We start from the raw sequence: 19,363 nt of genomic DNA, 5'->3' as shown, positions 1-19,363 counted from the left end.
GGCATCTTTAACAGTGAAGAGATATTTCTTTACTGAGAAATCCTAGCCAGGAGTTTTAACTTGACTGGCCATGTCCAAAAAGTTATTCATATTTGCTCCCGGACGACGACGACCATTAGAGCCAGCACCTGAAGGCGCTAAATATTTAGGTGCAAATGTCGTTTCAGTTGGTGCAGTTGTTTTGGTACTAGCCACTGGTGCTGGTGTAGGTTCAGTTGGAGCAGCTTTGCCATTTGTGGCAGCTTCTACTTTAGCTGGCTGTTTAGGAGTTGGGGCTGGTGTAGCAGGTTCTGCGGCTAGAGTAGCTTTTGTACCATTGGTTGTTTCTGTCTTAGGTGCTGCTGGTTTTGGTTCAGTAACAGTTTCATCATCGATTTGTAAGTAATAACCACCATTTTTCTTACCAGGTAGCAAACCAGTAATGAAACTAACGATGCCAGCAAATAAATTTTTGAGAAAACCGAACATTAGACTAGCTCCTGAGTTCTGTATTTGTAAAGTTGACTGAAATGTTAAAAATTACGTCAGAATACTAACTTTTTTGACTATTAGCTATTCATTCAACAAACTTGATTGGTTTGTTTTTAATCCAGCTTAATACTAAAAGTAAAGGTTTCGGACTCTTGCTTACCAGCACTTACAAGCTGCAACTACTGAAGATTAATTATTAAATTTTACCCTAACTTAGAGCAAGATTCTGAAAGAATGCTTAACAAAATTTAACATTGCTTTCTTGGATGGGTATCAATGGTTAATATCAATGGTAGTATTCTCAACCAGTCAAAAGAGTGTCATAATCCGCTTACAGACGGGGATTAGACTCAGTTACATTTTCTACAGGCTTGATGTAGATGAATTGGAAAATGAAAACGAAAAACCAGCAGCGTAATGCCGTCTTGTTGGTACATGGCATTACCGATACAGAAGCTGTATTTGATCAAATGGCTATTTTTTTAGGACAACAGGGTTGGCCTGTGTATTCACTGGATTTACTACCTAATAGGGGTGAAGTTGGTCTAGATGTATTGGCACAGCAACTAGCTGACTATATTGCCAAAACTTTTCCACCCGAACAACCCCTAGATATAGTCGGCTTCAGTATGGGTGGAATTGTCAGCCGTTACTATATCCAACGATTGGGAGGAATTAACCGTGTGCAACGGTTCATTACAATTTCTTCACCACATTATGGTACTGTCGTTGCCTACGCTTCCCAGAATCCTGGATGCGTGCAAATGCGTCCGAACAGTGATTTTCTCAAAGATTTAAATACTGATGCTGTGATGTTGCAGCAGTTGAACTTTACTTCTATTTGGACACCTTATGATTTAATGATTATTCCTACGCATAGTTCTAAAATGCCCGTAGGTAAAGAAGTCATCATTCCCGTAGCATTACATTCATGGATGTTGACAGACTCCCGGTGTATAGCATCTGTAGCAGCAGCCTTGGCAGAACCAGTTAAGTCCTATCACCAATCTGCGTATATTCATAGCTACCAAAAATCGCCTCTGGGTGGCGATAATATTTAAACTCCATTAAGTTATAGAACGGATCTTCTAAAAAGAAAGTGCGATGCTCTAAGGGAGAACCAACGAAGCGATTTTTCGGGAGTTCACGAAACAAAAGCTGTTTTTGTTGTGCTTGTTGTAAGAGTTCCTCCCAGTCTGTTTCTTGAGTAAAAATTAAACCAAAGTGCCTGGGATAGATAGTACGCTGAGGTGTTACAGGTTCTTTGGTGAGATGAGCTACTAATTGATGACCATAAAGATTAAGAATCAGGGCTTGGGGGTTTTCACGTCCGGGTATGCAGCCTAAGCCATCAACATAATATGCTTTGGCCTGAGCAATATCGGTGACGGGAAATGCGAGGTGAAATAAAGTTTGATTCATAGGGTTTGGGGAGTAGGGAAAAATGCTGTATTCCTGATGGTAGTTAACTGGAATACAGTTTTAGATTAACTTAACTTATATTCTGGTGACGGTGTTGGGATCAGATGATGCTGTAAAGATTCATAAAACCTCACGAGAAGTGTAAAACCTGAACATAATTTTTTTGCTGTTTTGCCTGTTGATTTCTTTTTCTACCCGTAAAGTGAATATAAACAATGCACTTGAGGGATGAGGGGGTAAAGACAATCAAGCAAATATAGTAGTTTGTCACTGAGTAAGTTACAGAAACGAAAACTTCGAGATATACAGCTTGTAGCTAGTCCAGCAGGATATTCTGAGTTCTGAATGCTAAATTCTGCCGTCAGGTCTAAAATTCGCTATTCTGTTGATATCTTGGCAAAACTACTCTTGGTTCACGGCTGATGTTCTCATTTTTAAACTCTGCCAATCCTTGGTTAGTGGGAGTAGGACTGAACACAATTTTATTGAGTTTAGTATGGTTTGCTCCTAAAAAGCTGCTGACCCCTGCGGGATTACTCCACGCTTGGTTACTGGGCGTATTGATTTGGGGAACTCTAGGTTGGCAGGGATATGTAGTAGTAATGTTCTATTTTTTAGTTGGTTCTGGTGTGACACGCATTGGCATGGCACAAAAAGAAGCGGAAGGCATTGCCGAGAAGCGTTCCGGCGCAAGAGGCCCGGAAAATGTCTGGGGTTCTGCTTTGACTGGCGCGTTGTGTGCTGTAGGATTCGGATTAATTAATGCCGGACTCCTCTTACCCAATCCCCAATCTCCAATTCCCAATCCCCAATCCCTGCTTTTATTAGGCTATGTCGCCAGTTTCAGCACCAAACTGTCTGATACCTGTGCTAGTGAAGTGGGTAAAGCCTATGGTCAACGTACCTTTTTAATTACGACACTGCAACCAGTGCCGAGAGGTACAGAGGGGGCGGTAAGTTTAGAGGGTACTTTAGCGGGTGTGGTGGCTTCAATTGCGATCGCTATTGTAGGTTGGGGTGTCGGTTTGCTACAACCCTTGGGAATTGCTTGGTGTATTTTGGCAGCTTTCATTGCTACCAATTTAGAAAGTGTGATTGGGGCAACTCTGCAAGCTAAATATACTTGGCTGACGAATGAAGTAGTTAATATTATTAACACTTTTATTGGTGCGATCGCCGCTATGTTATTCGCATTTATTTGGATGAGTGTGACTGCATAAGTAGATCAAGGCTAGAGGCTAGTATTTTTTCCTCAGCACTCTTGAATCGTTAATTTTCTTAGCGTTTACCCAATTATTTTGAGAGTCACTTTCGGCTTCATGGCTGAATTTGACTGTTATGCCTATGGCAAAAAATATCAGTCAAAATAGAAAATTGTATTAATAAAACAATTTTTATTGTTAACAGTTGCCATTCCTTATTTTTAGTTTATAAAATTTTAGCTGTTTTTACCAGGTTAGTTCATGGAAACTTTATCATTTTTGAGCATTGATGACCAGCCAATTTCTGTAGAAAAGACAGTAAAATATCTGCAAACTTCAGGGAAACTAGCTCAATTTATTGGTGATGTCCTTCGTCAGTATGTGATTGAGCAAGAAATTAGCACGCGAGATGATATTGAAATTAATCCAGCCGCAACTGAACAGACCGTGATTGATTTTCGCCTAAAAAATCAACTTGCTGACCCCCAAGCTTTTCAAGCATGGCTACAGCAAAATGGTACAGATTACGCAACATTCCACGCATCAATTGCTTTCAACTTTAAGGTAGAAAAACTCAAAACTTTAGTGACAGCAGCGAAACTTTCAGAATATTTTATTGAACGGAAAATCTTTTTAGATCGGGTGGTGATTTCGCGGATTGTTGTTGATAGTCGAGAACTAGCAGAGGAGTTACAAATACAAATCGAAGAAGGAGGAAATTTTGAGCAATTAGCTAAGGAATATTCACTAGCAGACGATCGCATTGTCAACGGCATGATGGGACCAATTAGCCGGGGAACGATGCCAGATGTCTTAAGGGCTGCTATTGATGTTGCCAATCCTGGGCAAGTCGTAGGGCCGATAGAACTCGACGGACGTTATGGTTTGTTTCGCGTAGAACAATTTTTACCAGCGTCTCTAGAAGATACTCAACTAAAACAAGCACTACAAAACGAATTATTTGAAAAATGGCTAGCGGAGAAAATTCAAAAGCTGACAGTCAAATTACAAGTGAGTTAAAACTTCAGGATAATGAATCTCTAAGAAAAAAATTGCTAGCTGCTATACCCTGGAATCAACCACCTCTGAACCTGCTCAATCCTGAGCAAAAATCCCAATTAGAACATCGTTTAGAAACCCGCCAATATCGACTCGGTGAAAAAATTTGGTCAAATGAAACGGGAGGTTATCAGTTTTTTATTATTGCTGGTAAGGTGCGCTTACGGGAAGAAGATACCGGTCAACCTTTAGCAGCCTTACAGGCGGGAGACTGGTTTGGCGATTTACAAAAATTACCAGGGGATTATAAGGCTGTAGCGGCTAGTAAAGAGGTAGTAGTAGTTTGTTGGGATACGAAACTGTGGGCAGAAATATCTACCCCGGAGATCGAAAATTTTTGGTTAAATCCGGTAAAACAGGAAAATCCAGAAATCGCTACTGAGGGGACAGAATACCAGCCTTATGTTTCACAGCAGCCTTTGCCAGAACCGGGAGCAATTCCCCAAACTCCTACGCCAGTTGCCCAAAATTATCCTTTTGTAGCTGGGTGGAATACGGCTGCTGCTTGTTTAACAATGGCAGCCCAACAGTTAGATAACCCTGTCAAACTGGAATGGGTACAACGCCAACTGCGGGGGCAGAACCCGAAGCAGGTGGTAGAAGCAGGGGAAAAGTTGGGTTTAGTGCTGCGGCGGTTGCAAGTCAGTTGGGAAGAATTGCGGCAATTGTCGTTTCCGGCTTTATTACAGTGGCAATCGGACTTACCTGATAAACCTACTTGGGTGGTAGCCTATGGTGTCAAAGGCGATCGCTTAATTATCGCTAATCCCCTCCATCCTGATAGTATTTGTGAAAGTCTGCCCCAATCGGTGGTTGATCAATTCTGGGATGGTAGGTTGTGGCAAGTAGAACTGATATCCCAGCAAGAAAAATTCAACCTGAGTTGGTTTATTCCAGCCGTTTGGAAATACCGGGGACTGTTAGGAGAAGTTTTACTGGCTTCTTTTACCTTGCAGCTATTGGGTTTAGGCACACCACTGATTACCCAGGTGGTGATTGATAAAGTCATGGTGCAAGAGAGTTTACCCACTCTCGATGTCATGGCGATCGCGCTGTTGTTTATCGCTTTATTTGAGTCTATACTCGGAATTCTCCGGCTATTTATCTTTACCCATACAGCCCGGCGCTTAGATTTAAGTTTATCAGCCCAGTTATTTCGCCATCTGATGCGGTTGCCCTTGGCTTATTTTGAGTCACGGCGCGTGGGGGATACCGTCGCCAGAGTCCAAGAACTGGAACAAATTCGCCAGTTTCTTACAGGTACAGCATTAACGGTAATTTTAGATAGCATCTTTGCTGTGGTTTATCTGGCATTGATGTTTTACTACAATATTTCGCTTACCTTTGTGGCGTTGGCAGTGTTGCCATTGTTCGCTACCTTGACGATAGTGGCGACACCGATTTTGCGGAACTGGTTAAACGAAACCTTTAACCGGAGTGCCGATAGTCAGTCATTTTTAGTAGAAACAATCACTGGTATCCATTCTGTCAAAGCCCATGCGGCTGAATCCGTAGCCCGCGATCGCTGGGAAGGGTTATTTGCTAGATTTGTACGTACTGGGTTTAAAGCTTCTACTACTTCCAATATTAGTAGTAATATTGGTGACTTTCTTACTAATTTTTCTTCCCTATTAATCCTTTGGTTTGGCGCAAAATTAGTTATTGAACAAAAGCTGACAGTTGGGCAACTTGTAGCTTTTCAAATGTTATCTGGAAGGGTAACAGGTCCACTGTTGCGCTTAGTCCAATTGTGGCAAAATCTGCAACAAGTTCTACTCTCAGTAGACAGAATTGGCGATATTCTCAACGTCGCCCCAGAAGCCGAAATGGGGACAGGGTTAGTATTACCACCCCTGAAAGGACAAGTTACTTTTGAACAGGTGTTTTTCCGTTATAAAGCTAATACTGAACCTGTGTTAAGGGGCATTTCCTTTCATGTCGAACCAGGACAATTTGTGGGCATTGTCGGACGTAGTGGTTCTGGTAAAAGTACCCTTTCTAAACTATTGCAACGACTGTATCAAATTGAATCAGGACGGATTCTCATTGATGGATTTGATATTAAGAGTGCAGATTTATCTTCACTGCGACAACAAATTGGTGTAGTTCTCCAAGAAGACTTTTTATTTAACGGTTCTATCTTGGAAAATATCACCCTGGGCAATCCCAACATTACTGCTGAACAAGTAGTAGAAGCTGCCAGAATGGCTGTAGCCCATGACTTCATCAGTCAACTACCTTATGGTTACGAAACTAACGTTGGGGAACGGGGTACAGCTTTATCTGGGGGACAAAGACAACGGATTGCTTTGGCAAGGTTGTTTCTCTCGGATGCACCGATTTTAATCTTAGATGAAGCCACCAGTGCCTTAGATAGTGAAACTGAACAGCAGGTATTGCAAAATCTGCAAAAAGTTTCCGCTAACCGGACTGTATTTTTGATTGCTCACCGCTTTGCACCTTTGAAACGAGCAGATCAGATTTTAGTCTTGGAACGCGGTGTCATTGCTGAACATGGTACTCATGCACAATTATTGCAGCAAAAGGGTTTGTACTGGTCACTGTATCAACGCCAGCAAGCAAACGTGTAATATCAGGTTTAGGTTGGGTTGACGGAAGGAGACCCAACACCAATATTCGTCAAGACTTAAGCAAAGATTACCCCACAATACCCTATTTTTGTCATTGCGATCGCACTCCTTTGATCGCAATGAACATAAAGCCTTTGCGATTATGTAATACTGATTCATCAAAACTATGAAACAGATCCAAATCCTGAAACCTCTGTAAAGTCAAGATTTCTCAGAACTTTTAATTTTGAATTTTAAATTGGTATAGGAATCCGCTTTGATTTCTAAAATTATCTGCGTAGCCAGGCAATAGGCAATAGGCAATAGGCAATAGGAAAGGAGAGAGTAGGGGTGTACTGAGTTTTTTTCAGAAATCAAATACGAGTCCTATATAAGTTCTATCTATTTTGGGTTGCGCTGTGATTAACCCAACCTATGTTCAAGAATTTTTATTCTCTCAATATGAAATAAAATCGATAATTTTATCCTCTCAATTGAGGAAAGAGGCTGTGTATTGCTAGCTATTACACAGCTTATATTTGTATTTCCCAATGTATAGATTAAACTCTAATTATCCTTCTAAATTGTTTGTTATCTACTTATGAATTTTACCCCTGACTTACTTATCAGCCAGCTAATAACATATTTATATCAAGTATTTATAAAATTAAAAAAATGTTATTGACAAACTATGAGAATTTGTTCTAACTTCAACTGTATATTATTTCTCTAATTTTGTGGCTCGGCTAAATACTCATATTAAACACGATAATCACAGTCTGGCTGTGTGTAAGTATTTATTACCCTAGGTAAGAATGTGAACTAATATCTGTGTGCTGTTGATATTGTGTTTGAATGTTCAGTTAACACAATTTTTATGTGTTTGCAGGAACTTAGGAAAAAATGTCAAGCTTCAACATTTCTAGAAAGATATCTTTTGTTTTGGGCTTACTGACTTTGGGATTATTGATAGCACCCCAGCCAGCAAAAGCAATTAGCATCATTCCTTTATCTTCTCAAGATGCTGACTCAGATTTTGATGATCACGATTTTAGATCACTAATTCAGCAAAATGTATTTACAGAGTTATTCGTAGCTGAAAGCCGCATCGGTAATAATTCCATTAATATTGCTGAACGAGAGTTAGGTATCAATGACGAAAATGGTACACCTGTTGATGCGGAGAATTTGAATTGGGGTAATGGAAAAACATGGAATTTCAGCCTAGAATACACAGGCAACAAAGTGACTTACCAAGTTTTTGATACATCCCAAAATTTCACCTTAACATCTGAAGAATTTAGTGGTAACGTGAATTCTATGTTTATCCGCACCTTTGCTAATCAAAGGAATAATAGTAATAGTAGTTCCATATCACTGAGTAACCTTAAATTGAATAACATATCTATAGGTAATTTATCTTCTTCAGGTTCAACCATTAGTGATGTTGATTACCTAGCCATTAAAGGTATATCAAATTCTTTTACCCTAACTGGTCAAACACAATTAAGTTGGACAGGTATTGCACCAGGACGTTCTCAATTAGCTGCTCAAATTAAAGTAGGTAACTATACACCAATACCAGAACCTAGCACAATAGGTGTAGTGTTGACAGGTATGATGGCACACGCTTTTGCAATTTATCGAAGGAAATTTACTAATTAAGAGATTTCTGGTAAATATTAATTCCGAGTCTAATAGCGCAAGTCCTATAAAAGAGGACTAAAAGAAAGACTCCATCTAGTCCACTTATAGTGGACTTTTGCTATTAGCCTAGAACTTAAGTTCTAGGCGGGATAAGGGTTCAGCGTGAAAATGTTGGACTTGACAAATAAATTATTTTCTTTTTTGGTTGCTTTGATTAACTATCTCTGGGGCTAAAGTTTTGACTAACCCAGTCATCGCCATAATTACAGTTGCAACTCCCCCCATCAACAAAGAAGTCAAAATTGCGGCTGCGAGGATGATTTCCGTAGGGCTATAACCATGGCGCATCCAAGCAGAAGGTTGCTCAATAGTTGGCGAAGATGTGGTGATTAACTGGGAGGTTTGGGTAGATGGCTGAGATTTGGTAGCAGTTGCAAGAGTAGTATTCATGGCGTGAACCTCGGTTTGATTAACTGTTTTCATAGTATTTCTGCCCATAAAGCCGGAGATTCCTGAAAAATAGAGACGAAGTAGAAGCAAGGTGTAAGATAAGTAGAATCAAGCAAAGTTTTCTCAGGCTGTGTATGCAATGGGATGAGTTTTTACGACAAGAAGCTGCTACTCATGAGTTATCCCCAGAGCAAACAGCAGCCTTTTTAGCTCGGTTGAAAGTTGAAAACACAGATAAAGGTGAAGCAAAACTAGCAAGCGATATTGATATTGGTGAGGAAGCCTTCACAAAGCGCATGGCGCAGGTGTATAAAATAATAACTTAGCCGGACTTTACGAATCTCAAGGTGAATACAACAAAGCAGAACCCTTATATCAAGAAGCGTTAGAATTACAACGACACAGATTGGGTGAGGAACATCCTAATGTGGCACTCAACCTTAACAATCTGGCTGTACTTTACAACTCCCAAAGAAGACACAGGGAAGCTGAACACCTATTAAAGCAAGCTTTGAATATTTATGAGCAAAATTTAGGATCAAATCATCCTAATACTTTTACTTGTCGTAAAAATTTAGCAGATTTGTGTGAGCGTTTAAACTCACAGCCAGAATAATCAGGTTCATTCTTGAATACGCGATGCTGGTGGCGATGCTTTTCTACATTCAAACACAAACTTTGATGTTCTCATCTCCAACTTTCCTGTTCTGAACTCGAAGTTTCCTGTTGCAAGTGAGAACGTTTGTGTTCCGAACTTGAAGTTCCGCGTTCTGAACTTGAAGTTTTATGCTCTGAACTCAAAGTTTCGTGTTTTGAACTCGAAGTTTCATGTTCTGAACTCAAAGTTTCATGTTCCAAACTAGAATGTTCTTGTTTCAAGTGAGAATGTTCCTGTTTCAAATGAGAATGATATAGGACTCCTATATGATTTTTGTTGGCGTAGCCTGCGCTGGCGCTGCGCGAAGCGCACCACGCAGATAATTTTAGTAATCAAATCGGATTGCTATAGTGTGGTGAGGCTGAACCTAAATCTGATATCAGTTTAATTGTGCCTATATTGGTAATCTTCTAACGCGGAAAGTTTCATTACTTACAGAAATAATTGCACCTAACTCTAAATCTTCCTCACATTCACGTAAAACTTGTGTCAAACGTTCATTGATTGCATCGTAGTTTTCATTACCCAATCTAAACAAAATGACACTGGGTAAATTATCCCCACTAACAGCTAAAAGCTGGGCAAAATCTAAATCTACAGTTAATAAAATTCTTTCTTCTGTACGGGCTTTAATTAAAATCTCATTATCTGGTAGTCTTTGTAAACCTTCATCGCGTCAATGCACCACATCATCACCACGACTACGCAACCAAATTACAGTGCGTGATGAAATTCCCATGTCAGCCAAAAACTTCATAATTAAATTTTAAGCACTTTGGAAGGAATAGACTCGCTCTTGAGTCAACCACGCTGCGTAAAGTAGAGATTGACGAATATCATCTGGTTCTAAATCAGGATATTCTTCTAAAATCTCGTCCATAGCTTTGCCATTAGCTACCAAGTTAACGATAAGAGAAACGGGAATCCGCATCCCACGAATACAGGCTTGTCCAGCCATAATATTACGATCAAAGCTAATTCTATCCAGACCTAACATAAAATTATCTTGTAGTTGTATAGATTGTGATCTGTAGTGTTGTGAAGGTTATTACTCTCTCTAAATTATAGAATGAGGTGCGTGTTTCAGAGACATTGCCTGTGAAGGGTGAGAGATGACTACAGACTGTAAGCTATGCTAAAGCTGACGCTGCGCGAACGTAGAAAAGCGGCTTGTCCTCAGATATCCCTGACAGTGATTGTACTGTTTGCGATCGCTTACGTATTCGTAGTAAATTATCACAGCTAATTTTATACATTAAATGTAGCTCGGTTTAAGCGCAACGTAACCCAATATGAATATCGGCTTGTGGTTATTTGTAGTTGCCATGACAATTTTTTATCCAACATTTTATATAGTCTATTATCTGGATATTTGATGCACATTGTTTGTTTTGAAATGTTGACTTTTTCTAGCTGTTACAACCCTCAAAACAACACTCAAGACAATCAGCATAAAGCCGGAAATTCAGTTTATATCTAATTAGTGGTACTTCTGTATAGATGAAACATAATTAAAGCGAATAAACTATTAAAAGTTATTGAATAAGATTTGGTAAAAAACACAGCATTTTACTAATTTATTTCATAGTAATTATGGGCTAAGAGGGCAAATTTATTCCTTAAAACCTGTGACATAAGGTTTTAAAAATTAATGCTGCCAAAAAACAGACATTCTATTTGAGGAGAAAATACCTATGCCCAATGATGATGTGAGCATAAAATCTAATTCTTTTGACGGGCAAAGTTCTACATATCTCTCCTCATTAGATACTTTTAATACACAGAATAACTATAGTTCACAACTGAATAATCGTAGTAGCTTTGTGGCAGCAACAGATGCTAGTGCTACCGCTACCAGCACTAGCAACTATAACTCCAACAATGGCTTTGGTTTAATTGATGCTTCTAAAGCAGTCTCTGGCGCGATTGGGCAGAGTCCCTTTAGTGATGTTCCCAACCTTGGGGGTAATAATTGGGGATTAGATATGATCAATGCCCCGGCAGTGTGGGGAAATGGATATACAGGCAATGGAATTGTGGTTGCAGTTATTGATACTGGCGTGGACTACAACCACAATGATTTAAGAAATAATATCTGGACTAATAGTGGAGAAATTGCTGGTAATGGCATAGATGATGATGGCAATGGCTATGTAGATGATTTTCAAGGATGGAACTTTGACGGTAACAATAACAACACCCTAGACGATAACGGACATGGTACACACGTTTCTGGGGTTATTGCGGGGGAGAATAATGGTTATGGTGTGACTGGTGTGGCTTACAACGCCAAAATTATGCCTGTGAAAGTTTTGAATAGTTCTGGTTCGGGTTCCTATAGCGCGATCGCAGATGGTATATACTACGCTGTCAATAATGGCGCAAATGTAATTAACCTCAGCTTGGGCGGTGATTTTTCCAGTCGAACTCTCAAATCTGCCATTGAATACGCCAGCAGTAAAGGGGTAATTGTTGTCATGGCAGCAGGCAATGATGGCGGCTCATTACCAGGGTATCCTGCCCGCTATGCTGATAAATCAGGAATCGCTGTTGGTGCTGTAGATAAAAATGCTAATTTTACAGACTTCTCTAACCGTGCTGGTAGCAATGAACTAGCTTATGTCACGGCTCCAGGGAAAAGTATTTATTCCACCATACCCGGTAATGAGTACGCTAATTATAGCGGTACATCTATGGCATCTCCTTTCGTTGCTGGTGTCGTTGCCTTGATGCTCAGTGCTAATCCCACTCTGACTGAAAGTCAAATACGACAAATCATTACAGGCACAGCAGGTAATAACGGTAGCAACAATACACCAACCACAGACTCTGGGTTCAACTTCAATCCTTTTCTCGACGAATTCTTTAAAACTTTCCCGGCAAATAGTCCATTCACCAATAATTTTAGTTTCTACATTAAGTCTTTCCCAGATGGGAACACTATCACAAATAACTCAAGTCTGGGAGGCAATTACACAACAACAACTTCCCAAGTTCAGTTTGCATTCCAGTATTATGACAGCACACCTGTTCACATCTTCGCTAACAGCCCCACCGATATTAATAATGGTGACAATAACCTGGATTTTGGCAGATTAATCCGTGAAATTGTCAAACAATTACAAGACTATCAAAACTTACTACCCTCTAACCCCAGCCTCTAATTTTAACACTTTTTAGCTGCTGCCGGATTCACAAAATCGTGTAAGTCTGCATCCCAAATGCTAATGTAAATTGAATCGCAGTTATTCCGGACAATTTGACCCTTAACTGCACCTACTCTAAAGCTAAAATCAGCTTTCTGACGCTGGTATATTTGTTGCAATCCCTGTTGAATTTTGGCATTAGCTTGTCCATTTAACTTACCATTGAGAGTAGCTTGCATGAGGGGCAAATCTACAGACTGGGCAAAAGATGCCTCAGTTTGCTTTAGCTCTCCCGTATTGCGATCAAATAAGTAACCTAAGTCAATTTGATTGGGAACTAATTGATAAACAACGGCACGGGTATTACCCCATAAACCTCTTAAATCTCTCTTTGGTTTTCCGAGTGTGGCTTCTACTGTGCTTCTTGATGTACCTGTGGGAAATGCTGGAACGCTTTGCCTACTGGTATTTTCTTTTTTTTTCGGGGGTGTGGGGGGTGGTGGTGCTTCCTGTGGAGGTTCTGCAACAGTTGGATTCTCTATTTCTGGTTCTGGTGCTGATGTGGCTTGAGGGGTGGGAGTATTAGCTGCTACGGGTACGTTGTCTGATGTTGATGTTTCTGGAGGATTGTCTTCTACTTCGCGGTTCTGAATCTGCGGTATAGGTGCAGAAGTTACTGGCTGTGGATTGGGGTTAGATGCAATGGGAGATGGGGAAGTAATGGGCGAATTAGTAGGTGCAGGAGTGGTAGCCTGAGACTCTGATGTCGGGAGAGGATTATTAGCAATGGGTGCGGTAGATGGTAATGGACGAGTCAGATTTGATAGTGCTACGCCAGTCATTAAACCACCAACTATTAAACTGGCGAATATCCAAATCGGTTTTTGGGGATTTTTTTGGGGAATTTTGGCAGGTGTCGATATTGCTTGGGTTTGTTGGGTGGCGGGAAAAGTAGCAGTGGCAGTAGATGACTGTATAGGAATACTATCAGCCGCAGATAAAGCATACAGCATTTTATGAGCAGTGCTGAAGCGATCGCCTGCCTGCGGTTTAACTGCCTGAGTCAACACCCTCGCTAAATCAGGGGAAATATGCGGTGCGTGTTGCTGCCAAAGAATCTCTCCAGTTTGGGCATTTGTTGGTAATTCTTCCGGGTTTTTGCCAGTCAACAGATAAATCGCTGTCAAACCTAAGCTATAAATATCTGTAGCGTAGACTGGCCTACCAACGGCTTGTTCACTAGGCATATATCCAGGTGTACCAATCACCATAGAGTGTGTAGGATAACCAGGAGAACCCACCACTGAACGAATTGTTTCTTTAACTGCCCCAAAATCAATTAAAACTGGCTTTAAATCACGGGAACGAAGAATAATGTTATCTGGCTTAATATCGCGGTGAATAATCCCTTTACTGTGGATATAATCCAATACTGATAGCAGACTCAAGACAATTGTCCGGACAACAGTTTCACTCTGATACCCCTTAGTTTCCCACAAATCTCTTAAAGTCTGACCTTGAATCCATTCTTGCACCAAGTAGAACTGCCCATTCTCTAAAAAGTAGGCATAGAGTTTAGGGATTTGATCACTATGTTCACCCAAATACTCTAAAGTTGCAGCTTCTCTCTCAAATCGCTGTTGAATGCTTTGATAAGCCTGGGGATCATTATTAATCGGTTTGAGTTGCTTAATCACACAGCGACGGCGGGAAGGCATATGAGTATCTTCCGCCAAAAAGGTTTCTCCAAACCCACCAGCACTGAGTACCTGAATAACTTGATAGCGATTGTTTAGCAGAATGGATGTCATTAATAGTTCAATATATCCGCCATTTCTCAATTTACCGAAAATTTGGGTTTAAAGTTCCCCGTCCTTCTAGGACGGCTTTCGTGATATGATATCCTTAGCGGTAAAGCGCATCAATAAAAAACGAAGTAGGTCAAGCGGACAACTCCTGATCCGGAACCCTGGTAGTAAAAATCCTAAATCTTGTACAAATTTGGGAGTAGAGCAAAAATTAAAGAAATCGTTTCAAACGCGGTCGGGCAGTCCGTGTGCGCTTGTGGACGTATCCAAACGGGGAGATTTGAATATTTTGTATTCAGGTTTCTAGGGAGGACGGATGAAGCAAGAATCCTTAGCATGACGGCTGAGGAGTGCCAAATCACGATTTGGGGATTGGGGGCTGGGAATTGGGTATTGGGTAGCCAATTTAGTAAAAAAAGTAAGTGTAAAGATGCTTTTGATTCATAATTCCAACAGCATTACTCTTCATCACTGCTGTTGCTAAAATCCACTTTTTCATAAATTTCTGGTAGTGAGATTTGCAAATTAATTGTACTCAGGGACAAGGTAGCAGATTCACTTTCTAATTCAGTAAATAACCATTGATCAGCCGCAGTTTTCACATACTGCATCACATGATATTGATATTGGTCAATTAAAATATATTCCTGAAACTCTGGAATTGAGCGATAGTAATGAAACTTATCTCCTTGGTCATAATTCTTCGTGGATTGAGATAAAACTTCCACAATTAATGATGGATTTGTGACGGTGGTGGTATTAGTTCCTGTATACACTGGTTGACCTTTAATTACCATCACATCAGGATAGGTGTATTGCCGATAACGGGGTAGCCACAAACGCACATCAGCAATGTAAATTTCGTAATCTTGACCCCGTAAAGCATATCTCAAGTACGAGTAAAAGTTACCGGCTATTTTATTATGATTGGTAGTGCCACCTGTCATCGGTATGATTTCTCCATCGCGGTATTCGCTTCTAAATTCGGCTTTTTCTTCTAGTTCTAGGTATTCTTCGGGGGTGTAATAACGTTTTTGGGTTGCGGTTTGCATAACATTTATGACTCTATTGAGATGATGTTGAGTTTGTAGATGTGATTATATGTTAATTATTTATGCCATCCAAAAATCACAGTTGCTTTGAGAATTAGTTTGCTGAACTACCTAAATCATCGCCAGCAGCTGCTACTAGCTACCTAGCACCATTAACAACCCATCTGTTATTCTCAGCATCCCATAACAAATAGAACCGTACAGAAGCAGGTGCTTGTCTACCGTTTTTCATGAAGTATGTTAACCGAGTATTAACTGTAGCTGTTTCTGCATTAGCTTCTTCTAAATTGGCTGCCTCAACAGTGACACTTTCTACCTGCCCTCCCCACCAACCCACGTAAGAAGAATAACCATTGGGGTGAAGCTTGCGATTATTTTGAAAACTAGGAGATAACAGACTCCAAGCTGTCTGATATTCTCCCTGATTGATAGTTGCATAATAATTTTCTACTGCTTGTTCTGGTGAGGGACGATCAACTTCTGGAGTTTCAGGTGATGTAGTCTCTTCTGGTTCTGATGTGCTGGGTTCGGAGTTATCAGCAGTTGAAGAATTAACCGGGTTGCTGACAGGAGGTAAATTTCTGGTGACAGGAGGATTTACCTGTGGTGCAGTATTTTGAGTTGTTTGCTGATTTATGGTTGTTTCAGGCGCTTGTAGCGTGGTTGTTGGTTCTAAATTTCGGCTGGTGTTGCTGTTGATGGTAGATTCATTAGAGGATGTGGTTGACTGTGTTACTGGTTGATTTGGTCTAGTTAAGGCGAAACCAATTAAGACAGATGCACTCACTAAACCCCCAGCAATTAAACTACCAAGTAAGATGCCCCGATTACCATTGTTTTGGCTCATCGGTTGGGGAGATGGGGAAGGGGCTGGACTGACGGCGATGGTATGAGGTGATATTGTCGCAGGTGGTGCTGTTGCTACTGGTGGTTGTTGATAGGGAATTGTGGGAGTTGGTGATTGTTGATAAGCGAGGGTTGGGGGGAAGTTGACTGCACCTGAGAGCAAGGCTTCTAGCATTTCCCTAGCGGTAGCGAAGCGTTCTCTGGGGTGGTAGGCGATCGCCCGATCAATTACAGCTGCTAATGTAGGACTAACACTCAAGGCGTGTGTATGCCACATAATTTCCCCAGTTCTGGGATCTGTCTCTAATTCCTGCGGTTGTTTCCCAGTCAGTAAATAAATTGCTGTGATGCCTAGACTATATAAATCACTAGAATAAACCGGTCTACCTGCCGCTTGTTCACTGGGCATATATCCAGGTGTACCTATCACAATCGAACTGGTAGGATTACCTTGAGAATTTACCACTGTTCCCATAGATTCCCTCACAGCCCCGAAATCAATCAGTACAGGTTTGCCATCCCGATGACGCAAAATGATGTTATCTGGCTTAATATCACGGTGGATGATGCGCTTAGAATGGACGTACTCTAAAACGGGTAATAAGTTAGCTAAAATTTCTCTAACTGCGCTTTCACTAAATACACCTTGCTGGCGAAATTTAACTGTGAGTGTCTCTCCTTCCACCCATTCTTGGACTACATAAAATTGCCCATCAGATTGAAAATAAGCGTATAAAGTCGGTATTTGGTCTGTGTAACTGCCTAAATCTTCTAAGATTGCTGCTTCTCGTTGAAAACGTTCTTGTACTAACTGGTAAATTTCGGGGTTGTTGTGAATTGGTTTGAGTTGTTTAATCACACAACGCCGATGAGATGGCATTTGGATATCTTCAGCAATAAAAGTTTCCCCAAATCCCCCTCCTCCCAAAGTCCGAATTACTCGATAGCGATTGTTTAATAACGTTTCCATAAAGATTTATACCGATTTGTAGTTAAGTGGGAGTGGGAAGTGGGCAGAGGAGATGAGAGAGATGAGAGAGACAAGGGACACAAGGAGGAGAGAGTTTTCCCAATCCCCAATCCCCAATCCCCAATCCCCTCAAGTCCCTAACATTTGCAAGTTATGCAAAGTGGAATAGAGTCCTCCGGTTTTCAACAGTTCCTCATGGCTACCTTGTTCTATTAATTCACCTCGCTTTAATACAAAAATGCGATCTACATTGCGAATTGTAGACAAGCGGTGAGCAATAATAATTGCAGTCCGCCCAATTAATAACTCATTTAATGCTTCTTGTACTAAAGCTTCTGTACCTACATCTAGACTAGCGGTGGCTTCATCCAAGACGAGAATTTGAGGATTACGAATTGCTGCACGGGCAAAGGCTAACAGTTGCTTTTGACCGCTAGAAAGATTTGTCCCTCTTTCTCGGAGTTGGGTATGATAACTTGCAGGTAATTGTGCAATAAAATCGGCAATGTTGGTTTTTTCAGCAGCAGTTTCAATTTCATCTAAGGTATAGTAATCACCCAAGGTAATATTACTTTTCACATCACCAGCAAATACAAAACCTTCTTGTAAGATTACGGACAAATAACGACGTAGTTCGGCTTGGGGTAAATCTCGAATATCTACGCCATCTACTAGAATGCGTCCTTGGGTGGGTTCGTAGAGACGACACAACAGGCGGATAATGGAACTTTTCCCGGCACCTGTCGGCCCTACTAATGCTACTTTTTCGCCAGGATGGATGACAAAATCTAAGTCTTTAATGACGTAATCATCATCTTTGTAGGCAAACCAAACGTGTTCAAAGTGGATTTCTCCTAAACTTGTTGCTGATTTGGTTTCTTGGGATTCTAAACTAGCAATGATTTCGTCGATGTAACCGAATTGCTGATCTAGGAGGGAAAAGCGGGGATTGACGCGATCGCTAATTTCTATCGGTTCATCTAAAATATCGCTCACCCGTTCCATTGCGGTAAAGCCCGCTTGAATGACGGTGAATTTTTCGGCAAAATCCCGTAAAGGATCAAACAATCGCTGGGCATATAAAATAAATGCTGATAAAGTCCCAAAAGTCAAGTTATTTCGCAACAGTAACCAACCACCTAACCATAAAACCCCGGCGATCGCAATTAAGCCAATCCATTCTAAAGTTGCAGAAACAGCAGAATCATAGAAAATAGTTTCATCTGATTGCTGGTTGTAGCGTTGGTTAGTGGCGCGGAATAACTCAGCATTAAACTTTTCTCGCCGGAACAACTGTACAACGTTAATCCCCAGGACATTTTCTTGTAACTGGGAATTTAACAAGGACAGTTCTTCTCTGGCTTTGTAATTAGCTTGGCGATATCGTTGCTGAAAATAAATAATTAACCAAGTCACCGGTAGCAACATCACCAGTAGTAAACAAGCCAGTTGCCACTGAATCGAAAACATTAAACCCAAGATTACCAGCATCGAAAACACATCCGAGACGATGCCGATAGCCCCTGTAGAAAACACATCCCCTAATACTTCCACATCGCTAGTCAGGCGAGTTACCAATTTACCCACAGGTGTGCGATCGAAAAAACGCACTGCCAGAGATGTGACATGATGAAACAAGTCTTGACGAATGGCGGCGGTGATTTTTTGTCCTAACTTCTGTAGTAAGTAACCTTGAATACCAGTCAGGACTAATCGCACCACAATGGTAATCAGCAATAAACCTTCTATGATTTGGAGTCCCTGAAATATGGGACGATTCCTGAGAAACTCGTATGTACTAGGTTCATTGCGAATTAGAGATACAGCCTGTCCAATGAAAAGAGGCTGCACAGCATTAGCTAAAGCAATGGGTAACAGCAGTATCATGGCGATGATCAGCAGTTTGCTGCTACGGCGGGCGTAAGGTACTAGACGAAGAAATAGTCGCCAGTCATTGTTACGCCAACGGTCTTGTTTGTAAGATTTGGGGGATGTTTGATAGATGCTCATAGTACGAGCATTATATTAATTTTTACAATTCTAGAAGCACTTATCTGAAGGT

Annotated in this window: 17 protein-coding genes and 1 pseudogene; 9 read left to right on the top strand and 9 right to left on the bottom strand. The window is 40.8% G+C overall.

Annotated features, from left to right (window positions below):
* Nucleotides 1-42: 42 nt before the first annotated feature.
* Nucleotides 43-468, bottom strand: coding sequence for a hypothetical protein (locus NOS7524_RS14870; RefSeq protein WP_015139295.1), 426 nt, complete (start codon nt 466-468; stop codon nt 43-45).
* Between the two features lie 395 nt (nt 469-863).
* Here NOS7524_RS14870 and NOS7524_RS14865 point away from each other — a divergent pair, with 395 nt between their 5' ends.
* On the top strand, nt 864-1,532 hold the full coding sequence (locus tag NOS7524_RS14865; protein ID WP_041555784.1) for an esterase/lipase family protein: 669 nt from the start codon (nt 864-866) through the stop codon (nt 1,530-1,532).
* Here the strand turns inward: NOS7524_RS14865 and NOS7524_RS14860 are convergent.
* The gene (locus NOS7524_RS14860) at nt 1,462-1,893 is read right to left on the bottom strand and encodes a VOC family protein (RefSeq protein ID WP_015139293.1); all 432 of its coding nucleotides are present in this window, start codon (nt 1,891-1,893) and stop codon (nt 1,462-1,464) included. The two genes, NOS7524_RS14865 and NOS7524_RS14860, sit on opposite strands and share 71 nt — an antisense overlap.
* 422 nt (nt 1,894-2,315) lie before the next feature.
* Here NOS7524_RS14860 and NOS7524_RS14855 point away from each other — a divergent pair, with 422 nt between their 5' ends.
* The 4 genes from NOS7524_RS14855 (at nt 2,316) to NOS7524_RS14840 (ending at nt 8,389) form a co-directional block, all read left to right on the top strand.
* Nucleotides 2,316-3,113: a TIGR00297 family protein gene (locus tag NOS7524_RS14855; RefSeq protein WP_015139292.1), complete on the top strand. Its 798-nt coding sequence runs from the start codon at nt 2,316-2,318 to the stop codon at nt 3,111-3,113.
* 243 nt (nt 3,114-3,356) lie between these two features.
* Nucleotides 3,357-4,115, top strand: coding sequence for a peptidylprolyl isomerase (locus NOS7524_RS14850; RefSeq protein ID WP_015139291.1), 759 nt, complete (start codon nt 3,357-3,359; stop codon nt 4,113-4,115).
* Nucleotides 4,064-6,745, top strand: coding sequence for a peptidase domain-containing ABC transporter (locus NOS7524_RS14845; protein WP_015139290.1), 2,682 nt, complete (start codon nt 4,064-4,066; stop codon nt 6,743-6,745). Before NOS7524_RS14850 ends, NOS7524_RS14845 begins: the two co-directional genes overlap by 52 nt.
* Nucleotides 6,746-7,627: 882 nt before the next feature.
* On the top strand, nt 7,628-8,389 hold the full coding sequence (locus tag NOS7524_RS14840) for a choice-of-anchor W domain-containing protein (protein ID WP_015139289.1): 762 nt from the start codon (nt 7,628-7,630) through the stop codon (nt 8,387-8,389).
* Nucleotides 8,390-8,560: 171 nt separating this feature from the next.
* Here the strand turns inward: NOS7524_RS14840 and NOS7524_RS14835 are convergent, their stop codons facing one another.
* The gene (locus NOS7524_RS14835) at nt 8,561-8,854 is read right to left on the bottom strand and encodes a hypothetical protein (RefSeq protein ID WP_235622347.1); all 294 of its coding nucleotides are present in this window, start codon (nt 8,852-8,854) and stop codon (nt 8,561-8,563) included.
* Nucleotides 8,855-8,955: 101 nt separating this feature from the next.
* On the opposite strand from NOS7524_RS14835, the gene NOS7524_RS14830 reads away from it, so the two are divergent.
* Nucleotides 8,956-9,147, top strand: a complete 192-nt coding sequence (locus tag NOS7524_RS14830) for a hypothetical protein (protein ID WP_041555336.1) — start codon at nt 8,956-8,958, stop codon at nt 9,145-9,147.
* Between the two features lie 29 nt (nt 9,148-9,176).
* Nucleotides 9,177-9,437, top strand: a pseudogene (locus tag NOS7524_RS14825) (tetratricopeptide repeat protein); the annotation flags it as partial.
* Nucleotides 9,438-9,873: 436 nt separating this feature from the next.
* On the opposite strand, the gene NOS7524_RS14820 reads toward NOS7524_RS14825, so the two are convergent.
* A complete protein-coding gene (locus NOS7524_RS14820) occupies nt 9,874-10,113 on the bottom strand; it encodes a DUF5615 family PIN-like protein (RefSeq protein ID WP_235622455.1) in 240 nt (79 codons plus the stop codon).
* On the opposite strand from NOS7524_RS14820, the gene NOS7524_RS30750 reads away from it, so the two are divergent.
* Nucleotides 10,019-10,249 carry a hypothetical protein gene (locus tag NOS7524_RS30750; RefSeq protein WP_235622346.1) on the top strand — a complete coding sequence of 77 codons (231 nt, stop codon included), beginning with the start codon at nt 10,019-10,021 and terminating at the stop codon, nt 10,247-10,249. The genes NOS7524_RS14820 and NOS7524_RS30750 overlap by 95 nt on opposite strands.
* Here NOS7524_RS30750 and NOS7524_RS14815 read toward each other — a convergent pair.
* Nucleotides 10,246-10,476 (bottom strand): DUF433 domain-containing protein, encoded by a 231-nt coding sequence (locus NOS7524_RS14815; protein WP_015139287.1) that lies wholly within the window; start codon nt 10,474-10,476, stop codon nt 10,246-10,248. The two genes, NOS7524_RS30750 and NOS7524_RS14815, sit on opposite strands and share 4 nt — an antisense overlap.
* A gap of 697 nt (nt 10,477-11,173) precedes the next feature.
* Here NOS7524_RS14815 and NOS7524_RS14810 point away from each other — a divergent pair.
* Nucleotides 11,174-12,643, top strand: a complete 1,470-nt coding sequence (locus NOS7524_RS14810; protein ID WP_015139286.1) for a S8 family peptidase — start codon at nt 11,174-11,176, stop codon at nt 12,641-12,643.
* A 2-nt stretch (nt 12,644-12,645) separates the two neighbouring features.
* Here NOS7524_RS14810 and NOS7524_RS14805 read toward each other — a convergent pair whose 3' ends face one another.
* The 4 genes from NOS7524_RS14805 to NOS7524_RS14785 form a co-directional block, all read right to left on the bottom strand.
* Nucleotides 12,646-14,436 (bottom strand): serine/threonine-protein kinase, encoded by a 1,791-nt coding sequence (locus tag NOS7524_RS14805; protein WP_015139285.1) that lies wholly within the window; start codon nt 14,434-14,436, stop codon nt 12,646-12,648.
* A 455-nt stretch (nt 14,437-14,891) separates the two neighbouring features.
* The gene (locus NOS7524_RS14795; RefSeq protein ID WP_015139284.1) at nt 14,892-15,485 is read right to left on the bottom strand and encodes a Uma2 family endonuclease; all 594 of its coding nucleotides are present in this window, start codon (nt 15,483-15,485) and stop codon (nt 14,892-14,894) included.
* Between the two features lie 139 nt (nt 15,486-15,624).
* Nucleotides 15,625-17,301, bottom strand: a complete 1,677-nt coding sequence (locus tag NOS7524_RS14790; protein ID WP_015139283.1) for a serine/threonine-protein kinase — start codon at nt 17,299-17,301, stop codon at nt 15,625-15,627.
* Between the two features lie 129 nt (nt 17,302-17,430).
* Entirely contained in the window at nt 17,431-19,311 is a 1,881-nt protein-coding gene (locus tag NOS7524_RS14785; protein ID WP_015139282.1) for an ABC transporter ATP-binding protein, read from the bottom strand.
* Nucleotides 19,312-19,363 lie beyond the last annotated feature (52 nt).

This window comes from Nostoc sp. PCC 7524 (assembly GCF_000316645.1).
Taxonomy (GTDB): Bacteria; Cyanobacteriota; Cyanobacteriia; order Cyanobacteriales; family Nostocaceae; genus Trichormus.
Note: the sequence above shows the minus strand (reverse complement) of the source record. Positions and strands in the feature narration are given on the sequence as shown.

Excerpts from the sequence above, each read along its gene's own strand:
- NOS7524_RS14835 (WP_235622347.1), bottom strand. The coding sequence starts at position 8,854 with ATGAAAACAGTTAATCAAACCGAGGTTCACGCCATGAATACTACTCTT.
- NOS7524_RS14790 (WP_015139283.1), bottom strand. The coding sequence starts at position 17,301 with ATGGAAACGTTATTAAACAATCGCTATCGAGTAATTCGGACTTTGGGA.
- NOS7524_RS14830 (WP_041555336.1), top strand. The coding sequence starts at position 8,956 with ATGCAATGGGATGAGTTTTTACGACAAGAAGCTGCTACTCATGAGTTA.
- NOS7524_RS14860 (WP_015139293.1), bottom strand. The coding sequence starts at position 1,893 with ATGAATCAAACTTTATTTCACCTCGCATTTCCCGTCACCGATATTGCT.
- NOS7524_RS14810 (WP_015139286.1), top strand. The coding sequence starts at position 11,174 with ATGCCCAATGATGATGTGAGCATAAAATCTAATTCTTTTGACGGGCAA.
- NOS7524_RS30750 (WP_235622346.1), top strand. The coding sequence starts at position 10,019 with ATGACACTGGGTAAATTATCCCCACTAACAGCTAAAAGCTGGGCAAAA.
- NOS7524_RS14840 (WP_015139289.1), top strand. The coding sequence starts at position 7,628 with ATGTCAAGCTTCAACATTTCTAGAAAGATATCTTTTGTTTTGGGCTTA.
- NOS7524_RS14855 (WP_015139292.1), top strand. The coding sequence starts at position 2,316 with ATGTTCTCATTTTTAAACTCTGCCAATCCTTGGTTAGTGGGAGTAGGA.
- NOS7524_RS14845 (WP_015139290.1), top strand. The coding sequence starts at position 4,064 with ATGGCTAGCGGAGAAAATTCAAAAGCTGACAGTCAAATTACAAGTGAG.
- NOS7524_RS14870 (WP_015139295.1), bottom strand. The coding sequence starts at position 468 with ATGTTCGGTTTTCTCAAAAATTTATTTGCTGGCATCGTTAGTTTCATT.
- NOS7524_RS14805 (WP_015139285.1), bottom strand. The coding sequence starts at position 14,436 with ATGACATCCATTCTGCTAAACAATCGCTATCAAGTTATTCAGGTACTC.
- NOS7524_RS14865 (WP_041555784.1), top strand. The coding sequence starts at position 864 with ATGAAAACGAAAAACCAGCAGCGTAATGCCGTCTTGTTGGTACATGGC.
- NOS7524_RS14785 (WP_015139282.1), bottom strand. The coding sequence starts at position 19,311 with ATGAGCATCTATCAAACATCCCCCAAATCTTACAAACAAGACCGTTGG.
- NOS7524_RS14850 (WP_015139291.1), top strand. The coding sequence starts at position 3,357 with ATGGAAACTTTATCATTTTTGAGCATTGATGACCAGCCAATTTCTGTA.
- NOS7524_RS14795 (WP_015139284.1), bottom strand. The coding sequence starts at position 15,485 with ATGCAAACCGCAACCCAAAAACGTTATTACACCCCCGAAGAATACCTA.
- NOS7524_RS14815 (WP_015139287.1), bottom strand. The coding sequence starts at position 10,476 with ATGTTAGGTCTGGATAGAATTAGCTTTGATCGTAATATTATGGCTGGA.